Source organism: Streptomyces sp. PH9007 (assembly GCF_059813725.1).
Window position 1 is genome coordinate 1,480,540 of sequence record NZ_CM187440.1, and the last position, 25,925, is coordinate 1,506,464.

The 25,925-nt window shown below is 72.0% G+C and carries 25 protein-coding genes; 14 read left to right on the plus strand and 11 right to left on the minus strand.

What is annotated here, in order from left to right; genetic code table 11:
- Positions 1 to 79 precede the first annotated feature (79 nt).
- The 5 genes from ACTFAP_RS06625 to ACTFAP_RS06645 form a co-directional block, all read right to left on the minus strand.
- On the minus strand, positions 80 to 832 hold the full coding sequence (locus ACTFAP_RS06625) for a Tellurium resistance (RefSeq protein WP_500468466.1): 753 nt from the start codon (positions 830 to 832) through the stop codon (positions 80 to 82).
- A gap of 103 nt (positions 833 to 935) precedes the next feature.
- Positions 936 to 2,105: a DUF475 domain-containing protein gene (locus ACTFAP_RS06630; protein WP_500468467.1), complete on the minus strand. Its 1,170-nt coding sequence runs from the start codon at positions 2,103 to 2,105 to the stop codon at positions 936 to 938.
- Between the two features lie 47 nt (positions 2,106 to 2,152).
- Positions 2,153 to 2,737 carry a TerD family protein gene (locus ACTFAP_RS06635; protein WP_390116728.1) on the minus strand — a complete coding sequence of 195 codons (585 nt, stop codon included), beginning with the start codon at positions 2,735 to 2,737 and terminating at the stop codon, positions 2,153 to 2,155.
- Positions 2,738 to 2,837: 100 nt separating this feature from the next.
- Entirely contained in the window at positions 2,838 to 3,296 is a 459-nt protein-coding gene (locus tag ACTFAP_RS06640) for a peroxiredoxin (protein WP_030726350.1), read from the minus strand.
- Positions 3,297 to 3,392: 96 nt separating this feature from the next.
- Positions 3,393 to 3,821 (minus strand): DUF3052 domain-containing protein, encoded by a 429-nt coding sequence (locus ACTFAP_RS06645; RefSeq protein ID WP_390116727.1) that lies wholly within the window; start codon positions 3,819 to 3,821, stop codon positions 3,393 to 3,395.
- 461 nt (positions 3,822 to 4,282) lie between these two features.
- Here ACTFAP_RS06645 and aceE point away from each other — a divergent pair, with 461 nt between their 5' ends.
- The 5 genes from aceE (at position 4,283) to ACTFAP_RS06670 (ending at position 11,387) form a co-directional block, all read left to right on the plus strand.
- Positions 4,283 to 7,015 (plus strand): pyruvate dehydrogenase (acetyl-transferring), homodimeric type, encoded by a 2,733-nt coding sequence (aceE, locus tag ACTFAP_RS06650; protein ID WP_500468468.1) that lies wholly within the window; start codon positions 4,283 to 4,285, stop codon positions 7,013 to 7,015.
- Between the two features lie 98 nt (positions 7,016 to 7,113).
- Positions 7,114 to 8,340 (plus strand): alpha/beta hydrolase, encoded by a 1,227-nt coding sequence (locus ACTFAP_RS06655; RefSeq protein WP_495683815.1) that lies wholly within the window; start codon positions 7,114 to 7,116, stop codon positions 8,338 to 8,340.
- A gap of 87 nt (positions 8,341 to 8,427) precedes the next feature.
- The gene (locus ACTFAP_RS06660) at positions 8,428 to 9,306 is read left to right on the plus strand and encodes a DUF4429 domain-containing protein (RefSeq protein WP_495683816.1); all 879 of its coding nucleotides are present in this window, start codon (positions 8,428 to 8,430) and stop codon (positions 9,304 to 9,306) included.
- Between the two features lie 72 nt (positions 9,307 to 9,378).
- A complete protein-coding gene (locus ACTFAP_RS06665) occupies positions 9,379 to 10,686 on the plus strand; it encodes a histidine kinase (protein ID WP_495684904.1) in 1,308 nt (435 codons plus the stop codon).
- On the plus strand, positions 10,683 to 11,387 hold the full coding sequence (locus ACTFAP_RS06670; RefSeq protein WP_495683817.1) for a response regulator: 705 nt from the start codon (positions 10,683 to 10,685) through the stop codon (positions 11,385 to 11,387). Before ACTFAP_RS06665 ends, ACTFAP_RS06670 begins: the two co-directional genes overlap by 4 nt.
- On the opposite strand, the gene ACTFAP_RS06675 is transcribed toward ACTFAP_RS06670, so the two are convergent.
- Positions 11,351 to 12,208, minus strand: coding sequence for an alpha/beta fold hydrolase (locus tag ACTFAP_RS06675; protein ID WP_451748612.1), 858 nt, complete (start codon positions 12,206 to 12,208; stop codon positions 11,351 to 11,353). The two genes, ACTFAP_RS06670 and ACTFAP_RS06675, sit on opposite strands and share 37 nt — an antisense overlap.
- Positions 12,205 to 12,795, minus strand: a complete 591-nt coding sequence (locus ACTFAP_RS06680; protein ID WP_495683818.1) for a WHG domain-containing protein — start codon at positions 12,793 to 12,795, stop codon at positions 12,205 to 12,207. Before ACTFAP_RS06680 ends, ACTFAP_RS06675 begins: the two co-directional genes overlap by 4 nt.
- Positions 12,796 to 13,000: 205 nt before the next feature.
- Between ACTFAP_RS06680 and ACTFAP_RS06685 the strand changes: the two genes are divergently transcribed.
- From ACTFAP_RS06685 to ACTFAP_RS06695, 3 genes are all read left to right on the plus strand, one after another.
- Positions 13,001 to 14,104: an alpha/beta hydrolase gene (locus ACTFAP_RS06685; protein ID WP_500468469.1), complete on the plus strand. Its 1,104-nt coding sequence runs from the start codon at positions 13,001 to 13,003 to the stop codon at positions 14,102 to 14,104.
- A complete protein-coding gene (locus ACTFAP_RS06690) occupies positions 14,088 to 15,320 on the plus strand; it encodes an acyltransferase family protein (RefSeq protein WP_500468470.1) in 1,233 nt (410 codons plus the stop codon). Before ACTFAP_RS06685 ends, ACTFAP_RS06690 begins: the two co-directional genes overlap by 17 nt.
- A gap of 81 nt (positions 15,321 to 15,401) precedes the next feature.
- The gene (locus ACTFAP_RS06695; RefSeq protein WP_500468471.1) at positions 15,402 to 15,980 is read left to right on the plus strand and encodes an Rv1733c family protein; all 579 of its coding nucleotides are present in this window, start codon (positions 15,402 to 15,404) and stop codon (positions 15,978 to 15,980) included.
- Positions 15,981 to 16,114: 134 nt separating this feature from the next.
- Here the strand turns inward: ACTFAP_RS06695 and ACTFAP_RS06700 are convergent, their stop codons facing one another.
- On the minus strand, positions 16,115 to 17,134 hold the full coding sequence (locus ACTFAP_RS06700) for an aldo/keto reductase (protein ID WP_500468472.1): 1,020 nt from the start codon (positions 17,132 to 17,134) through the stop codon (positions 16,115 to 16,117).
- The gene (locus tag ACTFAP_RS06705; RefSeq protein WP_030726313.1) at positions 17,131 to 17,592 is read right to left on the minus strand and encodes a MerR family transcriptional regulator; all 462 of its coding nucleotides are present in this window, start codon (positions 17,590 to 17,592) and stop codon (positions 17,131 to 17,133) included. Before ACTFAP_RS06705 ends, ACTFAP_RS06700 begins: the two co-directional genes overlap by 4 nt.
- A gap of 83 nt (positions 17,593 to 17,675) precedes the next feature.
- Here ACTFAP_RS06705 and ACTFAP_RS06710 point away from each other — a divergent pair, with 83 nt between their 5' ends.
- Entirely contained in the window at positions 17,676 to 18,500 is an 825-nt protein-coding gene (locus tag ACTFAP_RS06710) for a serine hydrolase domain-containing protein (RefSeq protein ID WP_500468473.1), read from the plus strand.
- Positions 18,501 to 18,505: 5 nt separating this feature from the next.
- Here ACTFAP_RS06710 and ACTFAP_RS06715 read toward each other — a convergent pair whose 3' ends face one another.
- Positions 18,506 to 19,948, minus strand: a complete 1,443-nt coding sequence (locus tag ACTFAP_RS06715; RefSeq protein ID WP_500468474.1) for a nucleobase:cation symporter-2 family protein — start codon at positions 19,946 to 19,948, stop codon at positions 18,506 to 18,508.
- 158 nt (positions 19,949 to 20,106) lie between these two features.
- On the minus strand, positions 20,107 to 20,793 hold the full coding sequence (locus ACTFAP_RS06720; RefSeq protein WP_500468475.1) for a pirin family protein: 687 nt from the start codon (positions 20,791 to 20,793) through the stop codon (positions 20,107 to 20,109).
- A 54-nt stretch (positions 20,794 to 20,847) separates the two neighbouring features.
- On the opposite strand from ACTFAP_RS06720, the gene ACTFAP_RS06725 reads away from it, so the two are divergent.
- The 5 genes from ACTFAP_RS06725 (at position 20,848) to ACTFAP_RS06745 (ending at position 25,869) form a co-directional block, all read left to right on the plus strand.
- The gene (locus tag ACTFAP_RS06725) at positions 20,848 to 22,044 is read left to right on the plus strand and encodes a PucR family transcriptional regulator (RefSeq protein ID WP_043176764.1); all 1,197 of its coding nucleotides are present in this window, start codon (positions 20,848 to 20,850) and stop codon (positions 22,042 to 22,044) included.
- A gap of 112 nt (positions 22,045 to 22,156) precedes the next feature.
- Positions 22,157 to 23,128: an ACP S-malonyltransferase gene (locus tag ACTFAP_RS06730; protein WP_390116697.1), complete on the plus strand. Its 972-nt coding sequence runs from the start codon at positions 22,157 to 22,159 to the stop codon at positions 23,126 to 23,128.
- A gap of 21 nt (positions 23,129 to 23,149) precedes the next feature.
- Entirely contained in the window at positions 23,150 to 24,184 is a 1,035-nt protein-coding gene (locus tag ACTFAP_RS06735; RefSeq protein WP_390116695.1) for a ketoacyl-ACP synthase III, read from the plus strand.
- 85 nt (positions 24,185 to 24,269) lie between these two features.
- Entirely contained in the window at positions 24,270 to 24,518 is a 249-nt protein-coding gene (locus tag ACTFAP_RS06740; RefSeq protein WP_030726299.1) for an acyl carrier protein, read from the plus strand.
- A gap of 82 nt (positions 24,519 to 24,600) precedes the next feature.
- Entirely contained in the window at positions 24,601 to 25,869 is a 1,269-nt protein-coding gene (locus ACTFAP_RS06745; protein ID WP_495683828.1) for a beta-ketoacyl-ACP synthase II, read from the plus strand.
- The last annotated feature ends 56 nt before the right edge of the window (positions 25,870 to 25,925 follow it).

Sequence of the window (25,925 nt, forward strand, 5' to 3'; positions counted from 1 at the left end):
AAGCTATCAGTGGCATGCACAGGCCGACATGAGTACCGGTACTCAGATCGGCGCGATCACCTGCGGGCGGCGCCGCTGGTCAGGCCCGGCCGGCCTTCCGCCCCCGTGCCCAGGACATGCCCCAGCCGTAGAGATGGTCGATCTCGGACTGGAAGCCGTAGGTGTACTTCACCTGCCGGCGGGCCACCAGGGCGCCGTTCTCCTCGTGTTCGATGAGGACGACCGCGCACGAGTGCGCCTGGTCCGGCGGGTCGGTGAGGCCGATCTCGACGTGCTTGCCGTCGCTCGTCACCAGCGTGACGACCACGTTGGCCCGGCTGAAAGCGGCCACCCCGTCGTAGATGTAGACGAAGATCAGCAGCCGCTTGATCTCGTCCTTGTTGTCGAGGTTGATGTACATCTGCTCGCCGGAGGCGGTGCCGAACCGGTCGTCACCGCTGAGCTTGATGTACGGCGGGTCACCGAACTCCCCGGTCAGCCCGCCGAGCGGCTGCACCACACCCTTGGTGCCGTTCGTCAGCTCGTACAGGCAGCCCAGGTCGAAGTCGACGTTGGCGAGCCCCTGGGTGTGCCCCTGGATCTCGGCCGGCTTGAACAGCTCCAGCGGGTGCCGCCAGGCGTTCAGCTTGCGGTGACTGGAGCCGCCCAGCTCGGTGCGCATCCGCCAGGAGAGGTCCACCCGCAGGGTGCCGGTGTCGGCGCCGCGCCGGGTGAGGGAGAACTCCGGGTAGCGCTTGGTGAGTTCGTACGCGTAGCTGGCCGCGCCACCCACCGTGTCGAACTTCTGCGCCGGCTCCCGGCTGCGCCTCAGATAGCTCCACAGCGACGCCATGTCCCACTCCACCCGCCCTCGTACCCACCAACCCATGGCGGGGCGCCCTGGGTACGTGGCCCAGCGGCGCCCCGCCTGTTAGGTTTCCGCAATCGCGCGGTGCTCACACCCCGGAGGGTATGGCGGATTTCCCGGAGTCCACTCCGCCGCCGTCCCCGTCGTCCCCGCCGCCGCGGCGGGTGGCCGCGTCGGCGCGGTTGGCCCGTACCGAGGACCAGAACGACAGGCCGATCAGCGCGACCCCGACGCCGCCGGTGACCACCTCCGGCAGGTGCCAGCGGATGCTCACCAGCAGCATGGTGGCGAGCGCGCCGATTGCGTAGTGCGCGCCGTGCTCCAGGTAGCGGTACTCGTCCAGCGTGCCCTCGCGCACCAGGTAGATGGTGAGCGACCGCACGTACATCGCCCCTATGCCCAGGCCGAGCGCCATCCAGAAGATGTGGTTCGTGATGGCGAAGGCGCCGATGACCCCGTCGAAGGAGAAGGAGGCGTCGAGGACTTCGAGGTAGAGGAAGAGGAAGAACGCGGCCCGGCCGGCCAGGCCGACCATCGTGGGCTGCTGCCCGGCGGCCTTGGCCTCCTCGACCTCGGCCTCCGCGCGCTCCTTGTCCTCCTCCAGCTTGTTCTCGAAGAACCCGGAGAGCCCGCCGACCACCAGATAGGTGAGCACACCGGCGAGGCCGGCCAGCAGCACCGTGCTCGACTCGTCGGAGTACGTACCGCCGTGCTGGTAGGCGTGCGTGGCGACCGTGCTGGCGGTCAGCAGCAGCGCGGCCAGGGCCACACCCACCGAGAAGGAGTCGATCCGGCCGAGCTTGGCCAGCGGGCGCTCCAGCTTGCCCAGCCAGTGGACGTCGCGTTCCTCGAAGATGAAGTTGAGGAAGATCATCAGCAGGAACATGCCACCGAAGGCGGCGATGGACGGGTGAGCGTCCGTCACCATCTCCTGGTACTGATCGGGGTTGTCGAGCGCGAGCTGCACCGCGTCGATGGGCCCGATACCCGCCGTGACGCTGACGATGGCGACCGGGAAGACCAGCCGCATGCCGAACACCGCGATGAGGATGCCGATGGTGAGGAAGATGCGCTGCCAGAAGGCGTTCATCTTCTTCAGCACACCGGCGTTGACCACCGCGTTGTCGAAGGAGAGGGAGATTTCAAGGACGGAGAGTATCGCCACGACGGCGAACCCCTCCCACCCCCAGAAGTAAAAAGCTGCCGCCAGTCCGATGGCGGTGACCCCGAAGGACCAGCCGAAGGTTTTCAGTATCACAAGAAGTCCTGTCTCCCACGCCGGGCGTCACGGCGCCGTATCACGGGTCAGACGTTGACGCCATAATCGAGTGCGATGCCCCGCAGTCCCGAGGCGTAGCCCTGCCCGATGGCGCGGAACTTCCATTCGCCACCGTGCCGGTACAGCTCCCCGAAGACCATCGCCGTTTCCGTCGAGGCGTCCTCGGTCAGGTCGTAGCGGGCCAGCTCGCGGCCGTCCGCCTGGTTGATGATACGGATGTACGCGCCGAAGACCTGGCCGAAGTTCTGCTGGCGGGAGTCGGCGTCGTAGATCGAGACCGGGAAGACGACCTTGTCCACCTCCAGGGGGATGTTCGCCAGGTCGACCTTGATCTCCTCCTCGTCGCCGCCGCCGTCCGCGTTGCCGCCGACGAGTTCGTCGCCCATGTGCTCGACGGAGCCGTCGGGGCTCTTGAGGTTGTTGAAGAAGATGAAGTGCTGGTCGCTGATGACCTTGCCCAGGGTGTTGGTCAGCAGGGCACTGGCGTCCAGGTCGAAGTCCGCTCCGGTGGTGGTGCGTGCCTGCCAGCCCAGGCCCACGGTCACCGCCGTCAGATTCGGGGCCTCCTTGGTCAGCGAGACATTGCCGCCCTTGGTGAGGCTGACTCCCACGGTGTCCTCCAGTCCGTTGATATGCGTGTGCGAAAGCGCGTCGGGGGACGCACGAACCGTCCCCAATATGTCATTACGACGCGTTGGGTGGTGATCCGGGTTACAGCGCCTTGAGAGCGGTGACGTACTCCTCGATGTCCCGCGCGTCCGGAAGGCCGTTGACGACCGTCCAGCGGACGACGCCCTCCTTGTCGATGATGAACGTGCCGCGCACCGCGCAGCCCTTGTCCTCGTCGAAGACGCCGTACGCGCGGGAGGTCTCGCCGTGCGGCCAGAAGTCGGACAGCAGCGGGTACTCCAGGCCCTCCTGCTCGGCGAACACCCGCAGCGAGAACGCGGAGTCGTTGGAGACGGCCAGCAGCTGGACATCGTCGTTGACGAAGGTCGGCAGCTCGTCGCGCAGAGCGCACAGCTCGCCGGTGCACACACCGGTGAAGGCGAAGGGGTAGAACAGCAGGACGACGTTCTTCTCGCCCCGGAAGGACGAGAGCGTGACGGTCTGGCCGTGCTGGTTCTTCAGGGTGAAGTCGGGCGCCTTGGTGCCGGGCTCAATCGCCATGGACGGACATCCGTTTCGGTGTCGGTTACATGTGTCGCGCCCAGCCTACGTTGCGGCCCCCGGCGGCCGGGATGGCGCCGGGGGCCGTGCGCCGCGCTACTTCTTGCGGGCCGCCTTGGGGGTCAGCAGACGGCTGCCCGTCCAGTCCTTGCCGGCGTTGAGGTTCTTCGTCTGGGCCAGACCGGCGGTCTTGGCGGCCTCACCGATCTCGCTGGGCTCGATGTAACCGTCCCGGCCCGGCTTGGGCGTCAGCAGCACGATCTGCCCGTCCTCGTCGAGCAGCCCGATGGAATCCACCAGCGCGTCGGTCAGATCGCCGTCGTCCTCGCGGAACCACAGCAGCACCACGTCGGCGACGTCGTCATAGTCCTCATCGACGAGATCCTGGCCCGTGGTGGCCTCGATCACCTCGCGGAGCTCTTCCTCGGCGTCGTCGTCGTAGCCGATCTCCTGGACCACCATTCCGGGCTGGAAACCCAGCCTCACGGCAAGGTTGGTCTCCGCGTGGTCCGCGGTCGCGCTCACGGATTGCTCCTGTCCTGTCTCAGTCAGTACGGTTCGGGCCCGCGCGTTGACGCGCGGCTTTGCCGTAGTCCACACGGGCCGGGCGAATCGCGCAAGTACCCGGCCCGGCGAACCCGGCCCGTCGTTGACGCCCCGGGCCCGTGTCGGCCATGGTTGCGTGATCTGCGTCATAGTGGCAGACGCCGCCGACGCGGGTGGCGGCACCCCGGTGTGCGGGGCCCAGGAGCGGCCGGATGGCGGTACGCGGGCCATGTCCACCGGAGTGAGGAATACCGCCCGGTAGAGATGATTTCCCACCGCCGCCCGGTACACGATGGAACGGTGGGAAACGCCGCAGACGTTGGATATGACACGAGACGCCCGCGGTGCCGCACCCGGCACATCCCCCCCATCTGACACACCCGACACACCGACATCCCACCAGAACCCCACACTCCCAGCGAAGGACGTGAAGGAACAGCGTGGCTTCCGGATCCGATCGCAACCCGATCATCATTGGCGGTCTGCCCAGCCAGGTCCCGGATTTCGACCCCGAGGAGACCCGGGAATGGCTCGACTCGCTCGACGCCGCCGTCGACGAGCGCGGCCGGGAGCGGGCCCGCTACCTCATGCTCCGGCTGATCGAACGCGCCCGCGAGAAGCGCGTCGCGGTGCCGGAGATGAGCGGCACCGACTATGTGAACACCATCGCGACCCGGGACGAGCCGTTCTTCCCCGGCAATGAGGAGATCGAACGCAAGATCCTCAACGCCACCCGCTGGAACGCGGCCGTCACCGTCTCCCGCGCCCAGCGCCCGGGCATCGGGGTCGGCGGGCACATCGCCACCTTCGCGTCCTCCGCCTCCCTGTACGACGTGGGCTTCAACCACTTCTTCCGGGGCAAGGACGGCGGCGACGGCGGGGACCAGATCTTCTTCCAGGGGCACGCCTCACCGGGCATCTACGCCCGTGCCTTCCTCCTGGACCGCCTGACGGAGCGCAACCTGGACGGGTTCCGGCAGGAGCGCTCCAAGGCCCCGTACGGCCTCTCCAGCTACCCGCACCCGCGGATGATGCCGGACTTCTGGGAGTTCCCGACCGTCTCCATGGGCCTGGGCCCGATCGGCGCGATCTACCAGGCACGGATGAACCGCTACATGCAGGCGCGGGGCATCGGCGACACCTCGCGCTCCCATGTGTGGGCGTTCCTGGGCGACGGCGAGATGGACGAGCCGGAGTCGCTGGGCCAGCTGACGATCGCGGCCCGCGAGGGCCTGGACAACCTCACCTTCGTCGTCAACTGCAACCTCCAGCGTCTCGACGGCCCGGTCCGCGGCAACGGCAAGATCATCCAGGAGCTGGAGTCGGTCTTCCGGGGCGCCGGCTGGAACGTCATCAAGCTGGTGTGGGACCGCTCGTGGGACCCGCTGCTGGCCCAGGACCGGGACGGGGTGCTGGTCAACAAGCTGAACACCACCCCCGACGGGCAGTTCCAGACCTACGCCACCGAGACCGGCGGCTACATCCGTGATCACTTCTTCGGCGGCGACCAGCGGCTGCGGTCCATGGTCGAGCACATGACGGACGACCAGATCCTGCATCTGGGGCGCGGTGGTCACGACCACCGCAAGATCTACGCGGCGTACCGGGCGGCCAAGGAGCACCAGGGACAGCCGACGGTGATCCTGGCACAGACCGTCAAGGGCTGGACGCTGGGCCCGAACTTCGAGGGCCGCAACGCCACCCACCAGATGAAGAAGCTCACGGTCGAGGACCTGAAGGGCTTCCGCGACCGGCTGCGGCTGCCGATCCCGGACCGCGATCTGGAGGAGGGCCTGCCGCCGTACTACCACCCGGGGCGGGAGTCGGAGGAGATCCAGTACATGCACGACCGGCGCCGGGAGCTGGGCGGCTACGTGCCCACCCGGGTGAACCGGGCGCGCCCGCTGAAGCTGCCGGAGGAAGGCGTGTACGCGGCGCTGCGCAAGGGCAGCGGGCAGCAGTCGATCGCGACGACGATGGCGTTCGTGCGGCTGCTGCGGGATCTGATGCGGGACAAGGAGATCGGCGACCGTTTCGTGCCGATCGCGCCGGACGAGTACCGCACCTTCGGCATGGACTCGCTCTTCCCGTCCGCGAAGATCTACAACCCGCTGGGGCAGACGTACGAGTCGGTGGACCGCGAGCTGCTGCTGTCGTACAAGGAGTCGCCGACCGGGCAGCTGCTGCACGACGGGATCACGGAGGCGGGGTGTACGGCGTCGCTGATCGCGGCGGGGTCGGCGTACGCGACGCACGGCGAGCCGCTGATCCCGGTGTACGTCTTCTATTCGATGTTCGGTTTCCAGCGCACCGGTGATCAGTTCTGGCAGATGGCCGATCAGCTGGCGCGCGGTTTCGTTCTGGGCGCGACCGCCGGCCGTACAACGCTGACCGGTGAGGGGACGCAGCACGCGGACGGCCACTCCCAGCTGCTGGCCTCCACCAACCCCGCGTGCGTGGCGTACGACCCGGCGTTCGGCTTCGAGATCGCCCACATCGTGCGGGACGGGCTGCGCCGGATGTACGGCCCCGACGCCGAGGACGTCTTCTACTACCTGACCGTCTACAACGAGCCCATCCAGCACCCGGCCGAGCCGGACGGGGTGGACGTCGAGGGGCTGCTGAAGGGCCTGTACCGCTACCGCACGGCTCCCGGCGGCACCGTGCCAGCGCGGATCCTGGCCTCGGGCGTCGCGGTGCCGTGGGCGCTGGAGGCGCAGCGGATCCTGGCCGACGAGTGGGACGTGCGGGCGGACGTGTGGTCGGCGACGTCCTGGACCGAGCTGCGGCGGGACGCGCTGGCGGCCGAGGAGCACAATCTGCTGCACCCGGAGGAGGAGCCGCGGGTGCCGTACGTGACGCGGGCGCTGCACGACGCCCACGGACCGGTGCTGGCCGTCTCCGACTGGATGCGGGCGGTTCCCGACCAGATCTCGCGCTGGGTGCCCGGTACGTACCAGTCGCTGGGCGCGGACGGTTTCGGCTTCGCCGACACCCGGGGCGCGGCGCGGCGCTTCTTCCACATCGACGCCCCGTCGATCGTGCTCGGGGTGCTGACCGAACTGGTGCGGGACGGCAAGCTGAACCGCTCGGTGCTCAGCACGGCAATCGATCGCTACCAGTTGCTGGATGTTGCTGCCGCGGACCCCGGTACGGCCGGCGGCGACGCGTAAGTACCACATAAAGGCTGGTCAGGCCCCGTCGAGGTGTGTCACACGCCACGGCGGGGCTGTCCGATTTGCGCCCGGCGGACTCATATGATGCGCGAATAGTGCTGACTCTCGCGACGCTCCGCCAGGACCGTTTCCGCCTGCCGACCACCGCCCGAAGGGTCCTGATGCCCTTGGCGGTGGTGTTCGCCGTGCTGGCCACCGCGGGCTGGATGGCGCGGGGCGACGCGCCGCCCCCCAGCGTGTACAAGCAGGAGCACGCCGCCTGGGCCGAGGGCACCCTGCACGGCGAACCCCTCCCCGACCCGGACACCCCCGCCGAGGGCATCGACGCCTTCTTCGCCGGACTGACCGCCGCCGAGCAGCGGACCCTGGCGCACGACTACCCCCTGGTCGTGGGCAATCTGGCCGGTGCCCCCATTACCCTTCGGTACGAGGCCAACCGGGTGGCGCTCGCCGAGGCGGCGGAGGCCGAACGCGCGCGCATCGCCGTCGGCGGCTTCTCCCCCGCCGGGGCGCACGAGGCGCAGCGCCGGCTGAACCGCTTCCAGACCCTGGGGGACGAGAAGCGGCAGATCCTCGCCTTCGACCCCACCGGCCGGGGCAAGGTCGCCGAGGTGCTGGGCGACCTGGAGACCGCGGAACGCGTCGCGCTCATCGTGCCCGGCGTCGACACCGACCTGCTGGGCTTCCAGAAGACCTTCGGCAAGTACTCGGCACCGGTCGGCATGGCCCAGGCGCTGTACCGCGAGGAGCGGGACCTGGAACCCGGGATCAGCACGGCGGTGATCGCCTGGGCCGACTACGACGCGCCCTCCGGCATCGCCATGTCCGCGTTCACCGGCGACCGGGCCGAGGCGGGCGCCGACCGGCTGCTGACCACCCTGACCGGGCTGCCGGGCGACTCCCCGGTGGCGCTGCTGTGCCACTCCTACGGCTCGGTGGTGTGCGGCCTGGCCGCCGACCGCCTGCCCGCGCGCGTCACCGACATCGCGGTGGCCGGCAGCCCCGGGATGCGCGCCCCGGACGTGACCGGCCTGGGCACCAGCGCCCGGGTGTGGGCGATGGTCTCCGACGACGACTGGATCAGCGACGTCCCGCACCTGGAGGTCGGGCCGCTGGGCCACGGCGCGGACCCGGCGGAGCCCGCGTTCGGGGCCCGGCTGCTCGGCACCGGCGACGCGGCGGGACACAGCGGCTACTTCGAACCGGGCGCCGAAAGTCTCGTCAACCTGGCGCTCGTGGCCACCGGTGCGGTCGACTCCGTCCAGTGCGCGCCAGGCATCACCCACTGCGCCCCTTCCGACCCGTGCGCGGCACTGGTGTGATGCGCGTAGCACCGTTCGCTGGCGACCACCGGACACGCTCCGACACGCGAGGGCAAACCGTCAGCGCGGGCGCATACGATGACCCGCATGGGTGATGTGCTGGCGGGAATTCATTCCTCCTGGGAGTTCGACACCGACTCCGTGCTCATCCGCTTCGAACGGGGCATACGGACGCCGAAGCTCTTCCAGATACTCGGCGAGCGCCGTATCCCGTATGAGGCGCTGAGTTCGGTGGAACTCACACCGGGGAAGCGCAAGGGAACGATGGTGCTGCGGGCGGTGCCCCGGCGGGGTGCCGACCCGCTGCTGGACGCGGCCGCCGGGCAGCTGAAGTCCTCGGCCGATCCGTACCGGCTGCTGCTGCCGGCGGAGCGCGAGACGCTGGGCGAGTACTACGCCGACGAGCTGCGGGCGATCCTGCCCCCGGACGCGGCGGAGCCGGCCGACGGCTATCTGGTGGCGGCGCCGCCCGCGCCGCTGCAGTTCAAGGCGTACGACGCGCGGGTCGCATTCGACGGCGACGTGGTCTCCTTCCGCTGGTTCTCGACCGGGGCCTCCTCGGCGAAGTGGAAAGCGGGGGACCAGTTCTTCCAGGTGGGCGAGCTGGCGGGCATCGAATGGCGCTCCCCGGAGATCACCGGCGGCCATCTGCGGCTGCTGCGCCACGGCCCGGACGGCGAACCGGAACCGGCGTCCGGGGAGCCCGACCAGGACCCCACGGCGGTGTGCTTCGGCCTCGGCTACGGTCTGGTCCACGAGTCGCTCCCGCTGGCCGCCGCGGTCCTGGCGGCGGTGCACGCCACCGATCCCGTCCCTGCCAAGGTCAGCGCCTCCTCCCACCACCACCGGGCCGACCCCGCCGACATCGCGGACCGCATCCGGCACCTGGGCCAGCTGCACGGGGCGGGACTGCTGACGGACGAGGAGTTCACGACGAAGAAGAAAGAACTCCTGGCCGAGCTGTAGGCGGCCTCTTCCGGATCCTCGCGGGCCGCGCCGCCGGCGGCCGGCGCGGACCGGCGGACCGCAGGTCGTACGCTGGCCCGCGTGGGGTCTACTGAGGAGTCGGCTGCCGGGCGGTTGTGGAACGACGTGCGCCGGCAGGGGGTGTTGCTGTCCCAGGCGCTCGGCGCTCCCGAGCCGTCCGAGGCGTTGCTCGCCCGTGCCCCCCGGGCGTGGATGCGGGTGCTGCCGCACGTCCTGGCCTTCGCCGCCGCCGCGTCCCTGCTGCCCACCGGGATCGTCGTCCTCCTCAACGACTACGGCCTGCCCGGCGGTCTCGCCGGCCTGCTCGGGGTCGCCCAGGCCGCGCCGCTCCTGCTGGCCGCCGCCCGGCCGCTGGCCGCCTGGTACATCGTCTTCGTCGCCGACGTCCTGACCGCCCTGGCCCTGCTCCTGTGGGCCGACACCCTCGGCAGCCAGGCGTGGCCCTGGCCGCCGCCCGGGATCATCGGCTACCTGCTGCTGTGCCTGCCGCTCGCTCTGCGCCTGCCGCGCCGCACCCTGGTCGCCGTCTGGCTGGCGACCGTGGCCGCCGGAGTCCTGCTGGGCCTGCTCAACCCCGACCACTCCCCCGGCTCCAATGTGCTGCTGGTCGTCCTGTCCGGGGTCGTCCTGCTGCTGGGCGGCGCGGTGCGCGAGCGCTCGGAGGCGCAGCACGTCAGCGAGGTGGAGCGGGCCCGCCGCACCCTGCTGGAGGAGCGCGCCCGGATCGCCCGCGAGCTGCACGACGTGGTCGCGCACCACATGTCGGTGATCACCGTGCAGGCGGACAGCGCCCCGTACCGCATCGAGGGCATCCCTGAGGCGGCCCGCGAGGAGTTCGCCACCATCGCGGGCACCGCCCGCCAGTCGCTGGCGGAGATGCGGCGGCTGCTGGGCGTGCTGCGCAGCGAGGGCAGCGGCGGCGATCCGCAGCTCGCGCCGCAGCCCGGTCTCGGTGAGCTGGACGCGCTGGTCGAGTCGGCCGTCCACGCCGGGGTGGACGCCCGACTGACGCGCTCCGGGGAGGCCGACGGGCTTCCGCAGGCGGTCACCCTCAGCGCGTACCGGATCGTCCAGGAGGCGTTGGCCAACGTCGTACGCCATGCCCCGGGTGCCGGGGCGACGGTGACGGTGGCCGTCGACGACGCGCGCTCCGCGCTGCGGGTGGAGGTCGTGAACGGCCCGGCCGCCGCTCCCGCCCGCCCGCTGGAGTCGCACGGCACCGGCCATGGTCTGATCGGCATGCGGGAGCGAACCCGCCTGGTCGGCGGGGAACTCGACACCGGCCGGACGGCGGACGGCGGCTTCCGGGTGGCGGCCGTGCTGCCACTGGCCGAACCGACCCCGGGGGAGATCTCATGAACAGCACCGGCACGGGCGCCGGCGACGTGATCACGGTGGCGATCGTCGACGATCAGGCGATGGTGCGGGCCGGGTTCGCGGCGCTGCTCGCCGCGCAGAGCGACATCGATGTGGTGGGCGAGGCCGTCAACGGCGCCGAGGGCGTGGAGCTGAGCCGCCGCACGCACCCCGACGTGGTGCTGATGGATGTCCGGATGCCGGTGATGGACGGCCTGGAGGCGGCCCGGCGGCTGCTGGACCCGCCGCCCGGGGTGGTGCACCGGCCGCGGGTGCTGATGCTGACCACCTTCGACGTGGACGACTACGTGTACGAGGCGCTGCGGGCCGGCGCCAGCGGCTTCCTGCTGAAGGACGCGCCGCCGGCCGATCTGATCGCGGCGGTGCGGGTGGTGGCCGCCGGGGACGCGCTGCTGGCGCCCTCGGTGACGCGCCGCCTGATCGCCGACTTCGCCGCCCGGCCGGCGGGCCGCCGCAAGGATCCCGCGCTGCGGCTGAAGGGGCTGACGGCCCGCGAGACCGAGGTGCTGGCGCTGGTGGCGCGCGGGCAGTCCAACCAGGAGATCGCCTCGTCCCTGTTCGTGGCGGAGCAGACGGTGAAGACCCATGTCAGCCGCATCCTGGGCAAGCTGGGCCTGCGCGACCGCGCCCAGGCGGTGATCTTCGCCTACGAGTCCGGGCTGGTCTCCCCCGGCGAGCGGTAGAGCTCCAGCAGCCGGGCGGCGAACTCCGCCGGGTGCTCGACGGCTCCCAGGTGCCCGCCGGGGAATTCGGCGACCTCCAGGTCGAGCAGTTCGGCGAGCTGGGCGGCGGGGCCGTACAGCGGCAGCAGTCCGCGTGAGTCCCGGCCGGCGGCCGGTATGAGCCGCCGGCCGGCGCGGCGCAGTCCGTCCACGTCGGGGAGACCGGCGGTGAAGGGGCACAGCAGGTGTTCCAGGAAGACGGGAAGGTTCGCGTGCATCCTGGGCGCCATCTCCTGGAGGGCGGGCGGCAGCGCGGTGGGCTCCCGCTCGGCGGGCCGTCCGCCGAGCCCCTCGCTGAAGCGGGCCATGGCCGCGCCGGCCCCCTCGGCACGGAACACCTCGCGCACCTCGGCGAACAGGGCGCGGTGCGGGGCCGGGTCGGCCAGCAGTTCCACCAGTGGCGGCTCGTGGGCGATGACCCGGCGCAGTCGCTCCGGGTGCCGGGCGAGCAGGTCGAGCGCGACGACGGCGCCCGAGCTGCTGCCGAACACGTACGCGTCCCGGTGCGGTGACAGTGCTTCGATCAGCCGGTGGGCGTCGTCGCTCCACACCTCCACGCGCTGGTCGGTGAGCGGCTCGTGCAGGGTGCTGCGGGACAGCCCGCGCGGGTCGTAGGAGAGCACCGTGAAGTGGGCGGCGAGGATGTCGGTCATGCCCGCGTACAGGGCGGCGTCGGCCGCGCCGCCGGGGATCAGCAGCAGGAGCGGGCCGCTGCCGGTGTGTTCGTGGTGGAGGGTGGCGCCGGGTACGGCGAGCGTACCGACGGCGGCGGTGGTGCTCATCGGGGGTTCTCCTCGGGTGGGCGCGGCGGCCAGTTGGCCAGGGTGGAGTGCAGCGCGTCCAGTGCCCGGGCCCAGGAGCGGTCCACCTCCCTGGGGTGTCCGAAGGCGCCGCTGAGTTCCAGGTGGACATAGCCGTGGAAGGTGCTGCGCAGCAGGCGGCCGGCGTCCGTGAGGTCGGGTTCGGTCAGGCCGTAGGCGCGCAGCATGCCGTAGGTGAGGTCGACGCTGCGCCGGAAGACGGCGAGGTCGGTGATCTCGGCCGGGTCGAACCGCTGCTGGGTGGCGGCGTAGCGGCCCGGGTGCCGCAGGGCGTAGTCGCGGTAGGCGTCGGCGAAGGCCACCAGGGCGTCCTTGCCCGACCGGCCGGCGACGGCCTGGGCGATGCGGTCGGTCATCTCCTGCGAGGCGAGTTGCGCGACGCGGATCCGCAGGTCGCGCAGGTTCCGTACGTGGGCGTAGAGGCTGGCGTCCTTGACGCCGAAGTGCCGGGCCAGGGCGGCGACGGTGAGCCCGTCGAGCCCCTTCTCGTCGGCGAGTGCCGCCGCCGCGGCGGTCAGCCCCGCCGCGGTGATTCCTGCCCGCACCACGGGCCCACCTCTTTTCCTCGCTCCGACAGCTTCCTAGGATGACTAGGCAGAAACCTAGGGCACCTAGGTTTCTGCTGTCCACCCCCTACCCCGGTATGACACCGGGAATGGCTCCCCGGTGTGACGCGGGTACGGGTGTCCGCCCCGCACTCTCCTTCCCGACCGGCCGCCGGCTCCTCCGGCGGCCCCGGGAGGGAGACCTGTCATGCCGCGCCGCCGTCTCACGCGGGTTCTGGCCAGCACACTGCTCGCGCTGACCGCCGCCACCGCGACCGGGGGGTGGACCTTCGGGTCGCACACCCAGGCCGTCCAGGGGCCGCCGGCCGGGGCGGCGGCGTGGCGGGCGGACGACAGCCTCGGGGTGCCGCTGCCCGACCCGCAGGACGCCGAACCGGCCGAGGTCGCCGCGTTCTTCGCCACCCTGACCGGCGACCAGTGGAGCGATCTCGCGGCACGCCACCCACTGACGGTCGGCAACCTCGACGGCGCCCCCGTCGCGCTGCGGTACGCGGCCAACGCCCTCGCCTGGCAGGAGCACTACGGCGTACCGCCCGACCCCGGCCGCCAGTTGCTCGCCTTCGACCCGCGCGGCCGGGGCACCTTCGCCGAGGTGTTCGGCGACCTGCCGGCCGCCGAGCGGACCGCCGTGATCGTCCCGGGCAGCGACAACGACCTCGACACGTACGGCACCCCGACCGCCTGGGCCCGCGCCCTGCACACCCAACTGACCGCCGACGCCCCCGGAACGGCCTCCGCGACCATCGCCTGGATCGGGTACACCACCCCGGACGGCGTCGGCCCCGACCAGGCGACCGACCGGCTGGCCCGGGCCGGGGCACCACGGCTGGAGCGTTTCCTGGCCGGGCTCGCCGTCACCACCGCGCCCACCGCCACCGAGCCCACCGTGCTGTGCCACAGCTACGGCTCCGTGGTGTGCGGCCTGGCCGCCCGGGACGCCGGTACGCAGCTGGCCGCCGGCGACCTGGTCTTCCTCGGCAGCCCGGGCACCCGCGCCGGCTCCGCCGCCGCCCTGGGCACCGACGCCCGCGTGTGGGCCTCCCGTGCGCCCGCCGACTGGATCAGCGCCGTCCCCAACGTGCAGGTGCTGGGCCTGGGCCACGGCACCGACCCGACCGACCCGGCGTACGGCGCCCGGGTCTTCACCTCACAGGACGCGGAGGGCCACGGCGGCTACGGCACGCCCGGCACCGACGCGCTGCACAACCTCTCCGCCATCACCCTGGGCGCCTACGAGCTGATCGGCTGCGCCCCGACCTCCCCGGAGTGCTCCGATGTCCCTCTCCGCTGAGCTGCGTTCCCTCGCCTCCACCGTCGAGGCCCGCACACCCGTCCACCGGGACCGTGCCGTCGACGGGCTGCGGGCGCTCGCCCTGCTGTCGGTGCCCGCCGGGCACTGGCTGGTCGGCGGGTTCACCCTCGACGAGGCCGGCGCGCTGCACAACAGCAGCCCGCTCGCCGCGCTCGGCGCGCTCGCCCCGGCCAGCTGGCTGTTCCAGCTGCTGGGCATCTTCTTCCTGGTCGGCGGGTACTCCTCGGCCCTGTCGCTGCGCCGGGCCACCGAGCGCGGCACCCCGGCCACCACGTGGCTGCGCGGCCGGCTGGTGCGTCTGGGCCGCCCGGTGCTGGGGGTGGCGGCCGTGTGGGCGGCACTGCTGCCGCTGCTGTCCCTGGCCGGGGTGCCGGGCGCCACCTTGCGGACGGCGTCGGTGCTGGTCGTGCAGCCGCTGTGGTTCGTCGGCGTGTACGCGGTGATCACGGCGCTGACCCCGTACGCGCTGCGCGCCGCCGAGCGCGCCGGGCTGTGGTCGGCGCTGCCGCTGCTCGCCTCGGTGGCGGTGGTGGACGCGCTGCGGTACGGGCCGTACGCGGAGGCGATGCCGTCCTGGCTGGGGCTGCTGAACCTGCTGCCGGGCTGGCTGTTCGGCTATCAGCTGGGGCTGGTGTGGGGCGTGGGCCGGCTGTCGCGGCGGGCGGCGGCGTGGCTGCTGCTGGGCGGCGGGCTGGCCCTGTTCGTGACGCTGCTGACGGTCTTCGGTTACCCCGCGTCGATGGTGGGCGTGCCGGGCGAAGCCCGTACCAACTCCCACCCGCCGTCGCTGCTGGTGCTGGCGCTGGCCGCCGCGCAGTCCGGGGTGGCGGTGCTGGTGCGCGAACGGCTGGCGGCGCTGCTGGCCCGCCCCGCGCTGTGGGCGCCGGTGGTGGTGATCAACCTCAGCGCGATGACGATCCTGTGCTGGCACCAGAGCGCGATGCTGGCCGCCGCGATCCCCTCCGCCGCGCTGAGCGGCGGTGCGGCGGTGCTGGGCCTGACCTCGGCCCCGACCACCCTGGGATGGGTGGCGGCGCGGCTGATGTGGCTGCCGCTGTTCGCCGTGCTGCTGGTCGGCATCGGGGCGCTGACCAGGCGCTTCGAGCAGCCGTGGACGGGGGCCTCGGCGGGTGGTCGGGCGCTGGCCGGGGTGCTGGCGGCGGCGTTCTCGCTGTACGCCTTCGCCGTCGTGTGAAGGGGTTACCCGGCCAGTGCCGGGTACCCGGTTGCCGCACGACGGGGGCCACGCGTCAGCGAGGACCGAGGACCGACTGCGATGGCGGACAGAGTACGGATGTGGCGCTGGCACCGCTCCGCACTGCGGCGGCGCTGCGATGTGGTGGAGGGTGTGGTGCTGATGGTGCTGTCGGTACTGCTGGTGGCCGGGCCCGTGCTGATGGGCGTGCTGGCGTTCTCCAGCACCTGGCACACGGGCGTGCGGCAGGAGCAGACCCGGCACAGCACCCCGGCGGTGGTGGTGGACGACGCCCGCGCCGCCGCCCCCAGCCCGGCGGTGCGGCCCAGCAACGGTGAGACCACGGCGACCGTGCGCTGGCACGACACGAACGGCACCGAGCACACCCAGACGGTGCGCCTGGAGCACGGCGGCGAGCCGGGCGACCAGGTGACGCTCTGGCTCGATCAGCAGGGCTCCCCGACCCAGGCGCCGCCGAGCCCGGCGGCCAGAGGGGTGCAGTCCTCGGCGGCCGGGCTGCTGGCGGCGGGCGGGGCCGGCGCGGCGGTGCTGCTGACGCGGCACCTGGCGCGCGAGCGCTTCGAGCGCGGGCACGACCGGTACTGGGGCCGGGAGTGGATGGAGGTGGAGCCCCGATGGGCACGCCGCTATCACTCCTGAGGTCCGCGCTGCGGTACCTGGCCCGCTCGCGCCCGGTGCGGCGGTTCGTGGCGACGTTCGCCGTGTCGCTCGCGTACCGGCTGGCGTACGCGGTGCTGCGGCGGATCGAGCGCCGCCGCTCCGGGGAGCGGGAGTTATTCGCGGCCGGCCGAGGTGCCGGACATGTCGGCGTAGCGGTCCCCGGCGACCTGGGCGGCGATCGGCTCCAGGGCGGCGCGTTCCTCCTCGGTGAGCCGGATCCGGGTGGCGCCGGTGTTCTCCTCGACCCGGGAGGGGCGGCGGGTGCCGGGGATGGGGACGACGGTCATGCCGCGCACGGTGGCCTGCTGCTGCACCCAGGCGAGCGCGATCTGGCCGGAGGTGGCTCCGTGGGCGGCGGCGATGTCCTCGATCGGGCGCAGCAGCGCGCGGTTGGCGGCCGCGTTGTCGCCGGTGAAGCGCGGCTGGGTGCGCCGGAAGTCGTCGTCGCCGAGTTCGGTCTCGGCGTTGGCGAAGGAGCCGGTGAGGAAGCCGCGGCCGAGCGGTGAGTAGGGGACGAAGGCGACGCCCAGGTCCCGGGCGGCGGGTACGGCGGTGCGTTCCACGTCGCGGGAGAACAGCGACCATTCGGACTGGAGCGCGGCGATGGGGTGGATGGCGTGGGCGGCGCGCAGTTCGGCGCCGGTGACCTCGCTGAGCCCCAGGTGCTTCACCTTGCCCTCGCGGACCAGTTCGGCCATGGCGCCGATGGACTCCTCCAGCGGGACGGCGGGGTCGCGGCGGTGCATGTAGTAGAGGTCGATGACGTCCACGTCCAGGCGGCGCAGGCTGCCCTCGACGGCCTGCCGGATGTACGGGGCGTCGTTGCGGATGACGCGGCGGCCCGGGTCGTCGGGGTCCTGGCCGATGGCGAACTTGGTGGCGATGGTGACCTCGTCCCGGTGGGCCCGGAAGAAGGGGGCGAGGAAGGTCTCGTTCGCGCCGGCGCCGTACATGTCGGCGGTGTCGAAGAGGGTGACGCCGAGTTCCAGGGCGCGGTCCAGGGTGGCGCGGGCGGCGTCGGTGTCGGTGGGGCCGTAGGCGAAGCTCATGCCCATGCAGCCCAGGCCCTGGACGCCGACGAGCGGGCCGCCGGTGCCCAGCGGTACCCGCTCGATGGGGGTGGTGGTGCTCATGCGGAGTGTTCCCCTGTCGTCGTATACATGTCGATCTTGAAGTCGAGGACGGCGAGCGTGCTGTGCAGTTCGGCCATCCGGCGCGTCACCTCGGCCCGTGTCGCGACGAGCAGGGCGCGGCGCTGGGGGTAGGTGTGGTCGCCCTGTCGTACGAGATCGGCGTACCGGACCATGTCCGCGACCGCCATTCCGGTCAGCCGCAGCTTGCCGACGAAGGCCAGCCACTCCAGGTCCTGGTTGGTGTAGCGGCGCTGCCCGGTGTGGGAGCGGTCGATGTGCTGCATCAGTCCGATGCGCTCGTACCAGCGCAGGGTGTGCACGCTGAGCCCGGTGTGGGCGGCCACCTCGCTGATGCTGTACCGGTCCTGGCCGGCGGGCCTGGGGTGCGGCCGGTCGACCGAGGCGCACAGGTCGTCTTCCGTTCCGGTGGCGGTGCGCTCCTGCTGGGTCAGGGTCATGGGCCCACGGTACGGAGTTGGAGCGCACTCCAGGCAAGGGCCGCCCGGCCGGTGCCGCGGGGCGGCGCGTTAGGGTCGGGGTCATGCCGAATCTGCGGAGTCTGGAGATCATCGACAGCTGGCCGGTGCCGTCCGCGGCGGCGGCCGTGGTGCTGGCGGACGGGCGGGTGGCGGGGGTGCGCGGCCCGGCCGGGCAGCGGTTCGCGCTGGCGTCGGTGACCAAGCCGCTGGCGGCGTACGCGGTGCTGGTGGCGGTCGAGGAGGGCGCGACGGAGCTGGAGGAGCCGGCCGGTCCGCCCGGGTCGACCGTGCGGCATCTGCTGGCGCACACCTCGGGTCTCGCGTTCGACGAGCACCGGGTGATGGCGGAGCCGGGCACCCGGCGGCTGTACTCGAACGCCGGGTTCGAGGTGCTGGGCGAGCATCTCACCAAGGCGACGGGGATGCCGTTCGCGGACTATCTGCGCGAGGCGGTGCTGGAGCCGCTGGGGATGGCGTCGACGGAGCTGGCGGGATCGCCGGCCAAGGACGGCTTCTCGACGGTGACCGATCTGGCGGCGTTCGCGGCCGAGTTGCAGGCGCCGCGGCTGCTGGCGCGCGAGACGCTGGACGAGGCGACCTCGGTGGTGTTCCCGGGGCTGAGCGGGGTGCTGCCCGGCTATGGGCACCAGAAGCCCAACGACTGGGGGCTGGGTTTCTCGATCCGCGACCACAAGAGCCCGCACTGGACGGGTGCGGCGTCCTCGCCGCGCACCTTCGGGCACTTCGGGCAGTCGGGCACCTTCCTGTGGGTGGACCCGGAGGCGGGCGCGGCGTGTGTGGCGCTGACGGACCGGCCGTTCGGCGCGTGGGCGGTGCAGGCGTGGCCGCCGTTCACGGACGCGGTGCTGGCGGAGCTGGGCGCTTAGGCCGTCTACGCCGCGGGGCCGCGTGGTGCCGTCGCCGCGTCGTCGGGCGGTGGGACCGGCGCCGTCGCGGTCGCGGACGCGGACGCGGACGCGGGTGCGGTCCCGGTCGGCGGCGGCGCGTCGGCCGGCCGCCGCTGCCGGCCGTGCAGGAACAGCAGGTTGAGCACGATCGCCGTGAGGCATCCGGCGCTGATTCCGCTGTCCATGATGGTCTGGAACCAGTGCGGGAACCCCTCGTAGACGCCGGGCACCCCGACCGGCAGCAGGCCGACCGCCACCGAGACGGCGACGACGGTCAGCGCGTGCCCGCCGCGTTCCCCGCCGAAGTCGACGCCGGCCAGGGTGCGCAGTCCGCCGGCCGCGACCGTTCCGAACATCACCAGGCCCGCGCCGCCCAGCACCGGCGCCGGGATGGCGGCGACGACGGCGCCCAGCTTGGGCAGCAGCCCGAGGACCACCAGCATGGCTCCGGCCGCCGCGACCACCCACCGGCTGCGGACCCGGGTGAGCGCGACCAGGCCCACGTTCTGGGCGTACGCGGTGTAGGGGAAGGTGTTGAAGACGCCGCCCAGCACGGTGGACAGGCCGTCGGCCCGCAGCCCGTCGGCCAGCCGGCGCGGGTCGGGCCTGCGGTCGGTCAGCTCGCCGACGGCGATCAGGTCGCCGGTGGTCTCGGTCATGGTCACCAGGGCGACCACCAGCATGGAGACGATGGCGGCCAACTGGAACTCGGGGGCGCCGAAGTGGAACGGGGTGCTGACCCCGAGCCAGTCGGCCTCGCCGACCCCGGAGAAGTCGGTGAGGCCGAACGGCACGGCGGCGGCCATGCCCACGGCGATGCCGCCGAGGACGGCGACCCGGCCCAGCAGCCCGGGGCCGAACCGCTGGAGGAGCAGCGTCACCGCCAGGACGCCGCCGGCCAGGCCCAGATGGCGCGGGTCGCCGAAGTCCTCGGCCCCGGCGCCGCCGGCCGCCCAGTTCCCGGCCACGGGCAGCAGGCTGAGCCCGATGATGAGGATGACCGTCCCGGTCACCAGGGGCGGGAAGAAGCGCAGCAGCCGGCCGAAGACCGGCGCGAGCAGCATGATGGCGATGCCGCACACGATCACCGAGCCGTAGATGGCGGGCAGCCCGCCGTCCTGGCCGATGAGCACCATCGGGGTGACGGCGGCGAAGGTGCAGCCCTGCATGATGGGCAGCCTGGCCCCGAACCGCCACCAGCCGACGCACTGGATGAGGGTGGCGACACCGCAGATCAGCAGGTCGGCGGTGATGAGGTAGGCCAGCTCGGCGGGTGAGAGCCCCAGGGCCCCGCCGACGATCAGCGGAACGGCCACGGCGCCCGCGTACATGGCGAGCACATGTTGCAGTCCGAACGCCACCAGGCGGGTGGGGCGCGGGATCTCGTCGACGGGATGGACCTGATCTTTCTCCAAAGCTCTGGCCATAGCTGGACCGTAGGCGCCTTAAACAATCTGTTGATATCACCGAGATTACCGTCGTGTGACCTCCGTCACCTTCCGGGAACCCCGGGACGCGGCCCGGTCGCCCGCCGGCCCGGCACCGCCCCGGTCCTGCCGTACGGCGTGAGGGGTGCGGCGTGCGGTCAGCGCGGCCCGTGACCGGCGTCGAACTCCCAGAGCAGCACCTCGGCCCCCGCCGGCCCCGCCTCCGCCGTCAGCCCGGCGGCGTCGGTGATCCGGGCCGCGTCGGACGCCTCGCACACGGTGTCGCCCAGCCCTACCGACCCCGCCGTCACCACCAGATACACCCGGGGCGCAGGCGGCAGGGCGAGCCGGGCGCCCGCCGCCGGGCGGCACACCCGCAGCCGGGCACCGGCGCCCGGCACCTCGTACGGCTCGTCGGGCGGCACCGACCGCAGCACCGTGTACCGGGGCTCGCCGCCCGCCGTGCCCGGTTCCAGCCACATCTGCAGGAAACGCAGCGGTTCAGGGCCCGCGTTGCGCTCGGTGTGCCGGATGCCGGCGCCCGCGGACTGGTGCTGGAGGTCCCCCGGGCCCAGCGTGACCGTCCGCCCGGCCGCGTCCTGGTGCGTCAGCGTGCCCGCCAGCACCCAGCTCACCAGTTCCACGTCCCGGTGCGAGTGCTCGCCGAAGCCGCTGCCGGGCGCCAGCCGCTCCTCGTTGCAGGCGAGCAGCGGCCCGAACCGTACGTTGTCCGGGTCGTAGTGGCCGGCGAAGGAGAACGCGTACCGGCTGTCGATCCCCTCCCCCGGTTCCCCGCCCCGGTGGCGGTCGGCACCGCGCTGCACCCGCACCCGTTCGTCACCCATGGGCCCACCGTATCCACCGCCCCCCGACCCCCGCCGGGAATGAGCGCCCGCCGGATGAGGCAGGCTGGACCCGTGTCCGATGCCGATCAGAGTCACCCGCATGCCGCTACCGTCCGCCGCCTCGAACAATCCTCCGGGAAGCTGGCGGCGGCCGCGATCACCAGGATGGATCAGCAGCTCCCCTGGTACCGCGCGATGCCGCCGGAGAACCGGTCCTGGATCGGCCTGGTCGCCCAGGCCGGTATCGCGGCGTTCACGGAGTGGTTCCGGCATCCCGAGACCCCGCAGGCCATCAGCACGGACGTGTTCGGCACCGCCCCGCGCGAGCTGACCCGGGCGATCACGCTGCGGCAGACCGTCGAGATGGTCCGCACCACCATCGAGGTCGTCGAGACCGCCGTCGACGAGATCGCCGCCCCCGGCCAGGAGGAGGTGCTGCGCAGCGCCCTGCTGGTCTACGCCCGGGAGATCGCCTTCGCCACCGCCCAGGTGTACGCGCAGGCCGCGGAGGCGCGCGGCGCCTGGGACGCCCGGCTCGAATCCCTGGTCGTCAACGCCGTGGTGTCCGGGGAAGCCGATGAGGGTGATCTTTCGCGGGCGGCGGCGCTCGGCTGGTCCTCGCCCGACCATGTGACGGTGCTGCTGGGCAGCGCGCCCAACGGCGACAGCGAACTGACGGTGGAGGCGATCCGGCGGGCCGCCCGCTATGCCAAGCTCCAGGTGCTGACCGGGGTGCTGGGCAAGCGCCTGGTCGTCATCACCGGTGGCAGCGACGATCCGCTGGCCGCCGCGAAGTCGCTGATCGGCCCCTTCGCCTCGGGTCCTGTGGTGGCCGGTCCTGTCGTCGGGGACCTGCGGGCGGCCACCCGCTCCGCGCAGGCCGCCGCCGCCGGGCTCCGGGCGTGCGCCGCCTGGCCGGACGCCCCGCGCCCCGTCCTGGCAGACGATCTGCTGCCGGAGCGCGCCATGGCGGGCGATCCGGTGGCCAGGACGCTTTTGGTGGAGGAGATCTACAGACCGCTCCAGCAGTCGGGGGCCGCGCTGCTGGAGACGCTGAGCGTGTATCTGGAGCAGGCCAGCTCGCTGGAGGGTGCCGCCAGAATGCTCTTTGTTCACCCCAACACCGTCCGCTACCGGCTGCGACGTGTGACCGACGTCACCGGCTGGCCGCCGTCCGATGTCCGATCGGCCTTTACGCTGCGCATCGCCCTGATGCTCGGGCGGCTCGCCGACGGGGAGCACCGGGTGTGACCGGTCGAGTGAAGCCCACCCCTTACCTTGTGGGGTCCTCACAACTCGATCAGCCGTTCTTCGTCCCCGTCCCCACCGGCGGGGACACCCTTGGCCAAGAGAGAGTGTGAGGGTGTTCGTACTCGTAGCTCCCGGCCAAGGCGCACAGGCGCCCGGCTTCTTGCGCCCCTGGCTCGACGTCCCCGGTGCCGCCGACCGGCTGACGGCATGGTCGGACGCCATCGGCCTCGACCTGGTCCACTACGGCACGGACGCGGACGCGGACGAGATCCGCGACACGGCGGTGGCTCAGCCGCTGCTGGTCGCCGGTTCCCTCCTGTCCGCCCGCGCGCTGCTGGGGGACACCCCGTACACCGGTGTCACGGCCGGCCACAGCGTCGGTGAGCTGGCGGCCGCGGCGATCGCCGGGGTGCTGAGCGACGAGGAGGCCATGACGCTGGTCCGCAAGCGCGGTCTGGCGATGGCCGAGGCGGCAGCCGTCACCGAGACCGGGATGTCGGCCGTGCTCGGCGGCGACCCGGAGGAGGTCGCGGCGAAGCTGGACGCGCTCGGCCTGACCCCGGCCAACAACAACGGCGGCGGCCAGATCGTCGCCGCCGGTACTCTTGAGCAGTTGGCGGCGCTGGCCGCCGACAAGCCGGCGAAGGCGCGGGTCATCTCCCTGAAGGTGGCCGGAGCCTTCCACACCGAGCACATGGCGTCCGCCGTGGCCGCCATGGGCGAGGCGGCCCGGGACGTCAGCGTCGCCGACCCGACCCCCGGGATCCAGTACGTGTCGAACGCCGACGGTGAGATCGTCACCAGCGGCAAGGAGATCGTGCGCCGCCTGGTCGCGCAGGTCTCCAGCCCGGTCCGCTGGGACCTGTGCACCGAGACCTTCCGGCGCCTGGAGGCGACCGCGCTGGTGGAGCTGTGCCCCGGCGGCACACTCGCGGGTCTGGCCAAGCGCAACCTCAAGGGTGTCGCCCAGCTGGCGATCAAGACCCCGGAGCAGTTGCCCGAGGCCCGCGACCTGCTCGCCGCGGCCGCGGGCGCGGACGGCACCGGTTCCGGTGCCTCCACCGCCGGCGCATCAAGCGAATAAGGCGAAGAGGAGCCACCGAGTATGACCGCCACCATCAGTCCCGGCACGGGCGCGCCGCACGCGCGCATCCTCGGCGTCGGCGGCTACCGCCCGGCCCGCGTCGTACCGAACGAAGAGATCCTCAAGCACATCGACTCCTCCGACGAGTGGATCCGCTCGCGTTCGGGCATCGTGTCCCGGCACTGGGCGGGCGAGGACGAGACGGTCGCCTCGATGTCGCTGGACGCCGCGGGCAAGGCCATCGCGGATGCCGGGATCACCGCCGACCAGGTCGGCGCGGTGGTGGTGGCCACCGTGACCCACTTCATGCAGACCCCCTCCGTGGCGACCGAGATCGCCCACAAGCTGGGCACCGGCAACGCCGCCGCGTTCGACATCTCCGCCGCCTGCGCCGGGTTCGGCTACGGCCTGGCGGTCGGCAAGGGCCTCATCGTCTCCGGCAGCGCGCGGTACGTCGTGGTGATCGGTGTGGAGCGGCTGTCCGACCTCACCGACAAGGAGGACCGTTCGACGGCCTTCCTGTTCGGTGACGGCGCGGGCGCGGTCGTGCTCGGCCCCTCCGAGGAGCCCGCGATGGGCCCCACCGTGTGGGGTTCGGAGGGCGACAAGGCGGACGTCATCGCGCAGACCGTGCCGTGGGACCGGTTCCGCATCGGTGACCTGAGCGAACTGCCGGTGGACTCGCAGGGCGAGGTGAAGTTCCCCGCGCTGCGCCAGGAGGGTCAGACGGTCTTCCGCTGGGCGGTGTTCGAGATGGCGAAGGTGGCCCAGCAGGCGCTGGACGCCGCCGGGATCACCGCCGATGACCTGGACGTCTTCATCCCGCACCAGGCCAACATGCGCATCATCGACTCGATGGTGAAGACCTTGAAGCTGCCGGAGCACGTCGCGATCGCCCGCGACATCGAAACCACCGGCAACACCTCGGCCGCCTCCATTCCGCTCGCGATGGAGCGGATGCTGGCGACCGGTCAGGCGAAGAGCGGGGACACCGCTCTCGTCATCGGCTTCGGGGCGGGGCTCGTGTACGCCGCGACGGTCGTTACTCTCCCCTAAGCACAACTGAGTCGGCACGGCGAGCGCCGGGCCGTTTCATCACCCAGATGCGGTACCCACCGCAGCACACTGAAGGAGCGCGGCAATGGCTGCCACCAAGGAAGAGATCATCGCTGGTCTCGGTGAGATCGTGAACGAGATCGCCGGGATCCCCGAGGAGGACGTGCTCGAGGACAAGTCGTTCACCGACGACCTCGACGTCGACTCGCTGTCCATGGTCGAGGTTGTCGTGGCCGCCGAAGAGCGCTTCGACGTCAAGATCCCGGACGACGACGTCAAGGGCCTGAAGACCGTTGGTGACGCTGCCAACTACATCCTCACGCACCAGAGCTGACCTGATTCGGCGCATGTCGCCACCCAGCGGTGGCGCGGTACCCCTGTACCTCTGAACCCTTACTAGCGGATAGGAAAGTCCCGTGAACGCGACCAATCGAACGGTGGTTGTCACCGGCATCGGCGCAACCACACCGCTGGGTGGCGACAGCGCGTCAACATGGGAGGCGCTGCTCGCCGGGAAGTCCGGCGCGCGCCCCCTGGAGCAGGAGTGGGCGGCGGACCTGCCCGTGCGGTTCGCGGCGACGGTTGCCGTGGACCCGTCCGAGGTGCTGCCCCGCCCGCTCGCCCGGCGTCTGGACCGCTCGGCGCAGCTCGCGCTGATCGCCACCCGTGAGGCGTGGGCGGACGCGGGCTTCACCGGCAAGGCCGGCGAGGACGAGGCCGGGGTGATCCCGGAGCGTCTCGGCGCCGTGGTGGCCTCCGGTATCGGCGGTGTCATCACGCTGCTCGACCAGTACGACGTCCTGAAGGAGAAGGGCGCGCGGCGGGTCTCCCCGCACACCGTGCCCATGCTCATGCCGAACAGCCCGACCGCGAACGTCGGCCTGGAGATCGGTGCCCGGGCGGGGGTGCACGCGCCGGTGAGCGCCTGCGCGTCCGGTTCGGAGGCGGTGGGTTACGCGGTGGAGATGATCCGCAGCGGGCGCGCCGACGTGGTGGTCGCGGGCGGTACGGAGGCGTGCATCCACCCGCTGCCGATCGCCGCGTTCGCCAGCATGATGGCGATGAGCAAGAACAACGAGGACCCGCAGTCCGCTTCGCGCCCGTACGACACGGGGCGGGACGGTTTCGTGATGGGTGAGGGCTCGGGCGTGGTCGTCCTGGAGTCCGCCGAGCACGCCGAGCGCCGTGGCGCGCGGGTGTACTGCGAGGTCATCGGCCAGGGTCTGTCGGCCGACAGCCACCACATCGCGCAGCCCGAACCGACCGGCCGGGGGATCGCGGCGGCGCTGGAGCACCTCCAGGAGACGACGGACTTCGACCCGAAGGAACTGGTCCACGTCAACGCGCACGCCACCTCGACGCCGCAGGGCGACGTGGCGGAGATCAAGGCGATGCGCAAGGTGCTGGGCGAGGACCTGGACCACGCGGCCATCTCGGCGACCAAGTCGATGACGGGTCACCTGCTCGGTGGCGCGGGCGGCGTGGAGACGGTGGCCACCGTCCTGGCGCTGCACAACCGGCTGGCTCCGGCCACGCTCAACCTGGACGAGGTGGACCCGGAGGTGGCGGACGCCGACATCGTCCGTGGCGCCCCCCGGGAACTGCCGCAGGGCCGGATCGCCGCGCTGAACAACTCGTTCGGCTTCGGCGGCCACAACGTGGTGCTCGCACTGCGCTCGAACTGATCGTCGGCGCTCGCTCGCGGGTCCAGGACGCGCGACGCGGGGCACGGCGTACGAAG

Bases quoted from the DNA above. Each gene is read 5' to 3' on its own strand.
- ACTFAP_RS06625 (WP_500468466.1), bottom strand. From the start codon at position 832: ATGGCGTCGCTGTGGAGCTATCTGAGGCGCAGCCGGGAGCCGGCGCAG.
- ACTFAP_RS06725 (WP_043176764.1), top strand. From the start codon at position 20,848: ATGAGGCAGGCTGGACCCGTGTCCGATGCCGATCAGAGTCACCCGCAT.
- ACTFAP_RS06705 (WP_030726313.1), bottom strand. From the start codon at position 17,592: ATGACCCTGACCCAGCAGGAGCGCACCGCCACCGGAACGGAAGACGAC.
- ACTFAP_RS06735 (WP_390116695.1), top strand. From the start codon at position 23,150: ATGACCGCCACCATCAGTCCCGGCACGGGCGCGCCGCACGCGCGCATC.
- ACTFAP_RS06720 (WP_500468475.1), bottom strand. From the start codon at position 20,793: ATGGGTGACGAACGGGTGCGGGTGCAGCGCGGTGCCGACCGCCACCGG.
- ACTFAP_RS06695 (WP_500468471.1), top strand. From the start codon at position 15,402: ATGGCGGACAGAGTACGGATGTGGCGCTGGCACCGCTCCGCACTGCGG.
- ACTFAP_RS06640 (WP_030726350.1), bottom strand. From the start codon at position 3,296: ATGGCGATTGAGCCCGGCACCAAGGCGCCCGACTTCACCCTGAAGAAC.
- ACTFAP_RS06675 (WP_451748612.1), bottom strand. From the start codon at position 12,208: ATGAGCACCACCGCCGCCGTCGGTACGCTCGCCGTACCCGGCGCCACC.
- ACTFAP_RS06670 (WP_495683817.1), top strand. From the start codon at position 10,683: ATGAACAGCACCGGCACGGGCGCCGGCGACGTGATCACGGTGGCGATC.
- ACTFAP_RS06715 (WP_500468474.1), bottom strand. From the start codon at position 19,948: ATGGCCAGAGCTTTGGAGAAAGATCAGGTCCATCCCGTCGACGAGATC.
- ACTFAP_RS06690 (WP_500468470.1), top strand. From the start codon at position 14,088: ATGTCCCTCTCCGCTGAGCTGCGTTCCCTCGCCTCCACCGTCGAGGCC.
- ACTFAP_RS06710 (WP_500468473.1), top strand. From the start codon at position 17,676: ATGCCGAATCTGCGGAGTCTGGAGATCATCGACAGCTGGCCGGTGCCG.
- ACTFAP_RS06685 (WP_500468469.1), top strand. From the start codon at position 13,001: ATGCCGCGCCGCCGTCTCACGCGGGTTCTGGCCAGCACACTGCTCGCG.
- ACTFAP_RS06660 (WP_495683816.1), top strand. From the start codon at position 8,428: ATGGGTGATGTGCTGGCGGGAATTCATTCCTCCTGGGAGTTCGACACC.
- ACTFAP_RS06740 (WP_030726299.1), top strand. From the start codon at position 24,270: ATGGCTGCCACCAAGGAAGAGATCATCGCTGGTCTCGGTGAGATCGTG.
- ACTFAP_RS06700 (WP_500468472.1), bottom strand. From the start codon at position 17,134: ATGAGCACCACCACCCCCATCGAGCGGGTACCGCTGGGCACCGGCGGC.